General features: G+C 30.1%; 4 protein-coding genes and 1 pseudogene. All 5 read left to right on the forward strand.

Annotated elements, in window-relative coordinates; all coding sequences use genetic code 11:
* Positions 1 to 267: 267 nt before the first annotated feature.
* Complete coding sequence (locus CN514_RS20420; protein WP_098234161.1) at positions 268 to 1953, forward strand: DUF6044 family protein; 1686 nt, start codon at positions 268 to 270, stop codon at positions 1951 to 1953.
* 25 nt (positions 1954 to 1978) lie between these two features.
* Positions 1979 to 2962 carry a glycosyltransferase family 2 protein gene (locus tag CN514_RS20425; RefSeq protein ID WP_098234162.1) on the forward strand — a complete coding sequence of 328 codons (984 nt, stop codon included), beginning with the start codon at positions 1979 to 1981 and terminating at the stop codon, positions 2960 to 2962.
* Positions 2959 to 3396, forward strand: a complete 438-nt coding sequence (locus tag CN514_RS20430; protein WP_098234163.1) for a GtrA family protein — start codon at positions 2959 to 2961, stop codon at positions 3394 to 3396. The genes CN514_RS20425 and CN514_RS20430 overlap by 4 nt, the downstream gene beginning before the upstream one ends.
* A 5-nt stretch (positions 3397 to 3401) precedes the next feature.
* A pseudogene (galE, locus tag CN514_RS20435) lies at positions 3402 to 4389 on the forward strand (UDP-glucose 4-epimerase GalE).
* A 170-nt stretch (positions 4390 to 4559) separates the two neighbouring features.
* Positions 4560 to 5201, forward strand: a 642-nt coding sequence (locus tag CN514_RS20440; protein ID WP_098234164.1) for an HD domain-containing protein, incomplete at its 3' end; no start/stop codon positions are given.

Consider the following 5201-nt stretch of genomic DNA (forward strand, 5'->3'; position numbering starts at 1 on the left):
TTTATGCACAGTATAAAATTAATATTTTTTACTTATTGAAAATTATATGGAAAATTTAAATGAAATTTTAGTCAAATTTTCATCTGATTTTCAGAAAAGAATTTTAATATTAATTGAACAGATCATTAAGCGTCTTTTAAACGAAATCTTTATCATTAATTATAAAAATGAGAAAAAAGGTTTGAAGGATCGAACTCAGGCGAACAAGGGAGGGGAATTTTAATCAGAAATCCAAAAACTAAATATAAACAAAGTGGTGTAATAAATATGAAATTATTTAAACAATTAAGTCAGGAAAATAAACATTTAATGATTGCAACAATCTTAATGCTCATTTATGTTTCTCCTCTATTCATATTAGGAGAAAATGCTCATATTAGAGTACATGATAATTTAGATTCAAATATTGCGTGGTATAAAACACTTAGAAACTCAGGGCAATTATTTGGTAAATTAAATTCCACAATCCCGCAAATCATTAACGGATTGCCTAGAAATGCCTATGGAACGGAATTTAGTGGTATACAGTGGCTAAATAATCTTTTTCCGCCAATGCTAGCTTATTCCATAGGTCAGACAATTACCAGAGTTTTTGCGTTTCTTGGGATGTATCTCTTGTTAAAAAAGCATTTTATAACATCAAAAGAAAATTACCTAATTAGAGTTTGGGTCGCACTTGCATTTGCACTAACTCCATTTTGGCCGTCTGGAATGCTAAGTACATTGGGGATGCCACTTGCACTATGGGCGTTTCTAAATATAAAAATTGGAAAATATTCCTGGAAAGACTGGATTACTCTTATATTATTACCCTTCTATTCTAGTTTTGTATTAGGATTCTTTTTCTTTTTAGTATTTATGGGATTGCTATGGTTAAGAGATATATTTGTAAAAAAGAAAATCAATTTAGTGTTCTTTTTAAGTATTTTATTAATGACTTTAATGTATTTAGCAATAGAATATCGCCTTGTATTTTCACTAGTCATTCCATCTGAACCAACAAGTAGAAATGAGTTTTTAAGCTCTACATTGGGTTTTTGGCATACGATTCGATTAGTGTTTAAGAATTATTTTTTAGGACATACCCATGTTTTAACTCTTCACACTCTAGTCATTGTACCTTTATCTTTTATTGTTTTCTGGACTTTAAGAAATAAAAAAAGAGATAGTATTGAAAAAAGATTTCTATACTTATTTATTCTTAATTTTTTATTATCCGTTTGGTACGCTTTTTGGTTTTATAAAGGATGGAAGCCAGTAAAAGAACAATTTCAACTTTTAAATACGTTTAACTTTGCTAGATTTCATTTTTTAAGACCTTTAATAATCTATTTAATGTTTGCTGTCGGAGCCTATCTTCTTTGGTTAAAGGGAAAAGGTTGGCAAAAGTTTGTGAAGATTTGTTTAGTAGTTCAAGTAATTGTCATGTTTTGTGCTAATGACGAAATTGTATATCGAGTAGCGGGGAAACCATCATTTAAACAATTTTATGCAGTAAATCAATTTAATGAAATCTCGAAATATATTGGAAAACCTAAAAATAGTTATCGGGTTGCAAGTATAGGCATTCACCCTGCGATTGCTCAGTATAACGGTTTTTACACGCTCGATACGTATAATAATTTTTATTCGTTAAAGTATAAGCACCAATTTAGAAAAATAATTGCACCTGAACTTGAAAAAAGCCCCTTGCTTGAAAATTACTTCGATCATTGGGGGGGAAGATGCTATTTATTTGTAGCAGAACTAGGTAAAAATTATGAATTTAAAAAGAACTCAAACGTAAAAATCCATCATCTACAACTAAATATTAACGAATTTAAAAAGATGGGTGGGGAATATATTTTTGCGGCTGTCCCAATTGAAAATGCTAAAAGTAATAGTCTTAGATTGATGAAGATTTTTAATGATCATAATTCTGCATGGCGCATCTATCTTTACGAAGTAAAATAACCACTTGAAAAGGACGTGATTATACATGATACCTTTATTAACAATTGTTGTACCTTGTTACAATGAACAGGAAGTTTTTGAAGAAACAGCCTATCAACTCACATACTTACTTGAAGAATTAATATATGATTCTCTTATTTCAGATGATAGTAAAATTCTATTTGTAGATGACGGAAGTAAGGATCGAACATGGGAATTAATAGAAAATGAAAGTAACAATAATCAATTTGTTAAAGGATTAAAGCTTGCTAAAAATGTAGGGCATCAAAACGCACTCATAGCTGGGCTTGAAATTGGAAACAAGCAATCCGATTGTGTAGTTTCAATTGATGCGGATTTACAAGATGATATTAATGTAATACGTAAATTTGTAGAAAAGTATTTAGAGGGTTTTGATATTGTTTATGGCGTAAGAGACAGTAGAGAAACAGATACTTTCTTTAAGCGTTCAACAGCACTTGGATTTTATCGATTCATGGGGAAAATAGGGATTCATCTAGTTCCTAATCATGCTGATTTCCGATTAATGAGTAAACGGGCATTAGATGAATTATTCAAATATAAAGAAACAAATTTATTCTTAAGGGGACTAGTACCTCTTGTAGGCTTTCCTTCAACTAATGTTTATTACGATCGAAAAGAAAGATTTGCGGGTGAATCAAAATATCCATTAAAAAAGATGCTATCGTTTGCCTTTGACGGGATCACCTCATTTAGTATAGCTCCGATTAGATTTGTCTCCCTGCTAGGGTTTTTATCCATCATATTTAGTTTAATAGCAGCTGGCTATGCAATCGTTCAACATATATTAGGGAATACAGTTAGTGGATGGCCATCATTAATGGTCTCCATTTGGTTTGTAGGTGGAGTTCAATTAATGGGTATTGGAATGATCGGTGAGTATATTGGAAAGATTTATCACGAAGTTAAAAATCGACCTAGGTATGCTATTGAAACAGATTTATATACAATGATCGATTCTGAACTAGTAAATCAGGTTCAAAAATGAATAAGACATTTTTCCGTTTTATTGCAGTAGGAATTGCAAATACAATCGTAGGATTATCATTCATTTATTTACTACTTCATTTATTTGGTTTATCTTATTGGATTTCAACATTTATTGGAAATTCTTTAGGAGCATGTATTAGTTATATTTTAAATCGGAATTTTACATTTAAGAGCCAAGACTCAGTAAAAAAAAGTATTCCAATGTTTATCATTGTCATTTTAACTTGTTATTTTATAGCATTTAATCTTGGAGCTAAAATAATTGATTATATTTTAAATTTACAGGGTTTTATATCTCTAAATTTTAAAAATGATTTAGCTGTTTTAATTAGTTCTGGGTTATATACGATTTTAAATTATTTTGGTCAAAAATTACTTGTTTTTAAAAATAAAAATATGACTAAAAAACAACTTGAAAACGAAAGAATGTGATCAAAATGAATATTTTAGTACTCGGCGGAGCTGGTTATATAGGATCACACGCAGTATACATGCTGATTGAAAATGGCGTAAATGTAATAATTGTTGATAATTTGCAGACAGGATGCCATTTTTTATCACGGGGATATTCGAGATAAAGAATTTATAAAGTCAGTTTTTCTAAATGAAAAGATAGATGGTGTGTTACATTTTGCAGCAAATAGTCTAGTTGGTGAATCAATGGAAAAACCGTTGGAGTATTTTAGCAATAATGTATTTGGCACACATGTTTTACTAGAAGTGATGAATTTAGTTTAATGTTAAATATATCGTATTTTCATCTTCAGCTGCTGTTTATGGTGAACCTAAAATCGTACCGATCTCAGAAGACTTCAGTACAGATCCAACGTACACATATGGTGAAACAAAATTAATGATGGAAAAGATGATGAAATGGAGTAGTTTACCATATGGTATTAATTGTTTCCCTAAGATACTTTAATGTAGCCGGAGCTAAAAGTTCAATCGAAATTGGAGAAGATCATTCTCCTAAAGACGCATTTAATACCATTAATTTTACAAGTTGCTTTAAATCAAAGAAAAGAGACTACTATTATTGGAGATGATTATAACACTCCAGACGGGACGTGTATTAGAGACTATATTCATGTTGAAGATTTAGTGAATGCACATTTACTAGCACTTAATTACCTTTTTAATGGTGGAAAAAATGATATTTTTAATCTTGGAAATAATAAGGGGTATTCAGTATTACAAATTGTTGAAACAGTTCGTCGAATAACTAAGCATCCAATACCATACAAAATCAGTTCAAGAAGAAAAGGCGACCCAAGTATTCTAGTTGCTTCTTCAGATAAAGCTAAAAAAGTTTTAGGATGGACAGTAAAAAATGAAGACATCGATTTGATTATTAAAGATGCTTGGAAATGGCATAAAACGAATCCAAATGGTTTTAAGATCAAATATACTACTCAATATAATTAGATTTCTAATTTAATCTAAAATCATAGTTTTGTAGAAGTTGATTTACACACTAAAAACCTTCACTCTAAGTGAAGGTTTTTTCGTAAATTTAATGCCCACTTATCCTATTAATGTTTTTCGGAGATAGAAAAATGATATAATATCACTAGTCGATTTATGGAGGTACGAGTATGAATCAGCAGGAAATCATATTACAATTAGAAAATTATGTTCGAAATCTTCATCAAGGTGATAGTTCTGGACATGACTGGCATCATATAGACCGTGTTAGAAACTTAGCTGTACATATTGCTAAAAAAGAAAATGCAAATCAATTCATCGTAGAATGTGCTGCATTAATTCACGATGTAATAGATGATAAATTACATGATGATCTTGAAGTTCAAAAGATACAATTAGAATCAATTCTAAATGAATTATTAAATAGTAATGAAGACGTAAAATCAATATTATACATCATTGAAAATATCTCCTATAAAGGAGGTAATGGGGTTATTCCAACTTCTTTAGAAGGTAAAATTGTACAAGATGCTGATCGTTTGGATGCAATTGGAGCAATCGGTGTTGCTAGAACGTTTGCGTACGGAGGTAAAAAAGGTCGTAGTATGTTTAACCCAGAGTTTAAAATAAGAGAAAACATGACAATCGAAGAATATAGAAGTGACAAAAGTTCTTCGCTACATCACTTCTATGAAAAAATATTAAAACTAAAAGACTTAATGAATACAAAATCAGCATTAGAATTGGCAGAAAAAAGACATTTATTTGTAGAAAAATTTATCGATGAATTTATGAAAGAGTGGAATTTTAAA

The organism is Bacillus sp. AFS001701 (assembly GCF_002559405.1).
Lineage (GTDB): Bacteria > Bacillota > Bacilli > Bacillales > Bacillaceae_G > Gottfriedia.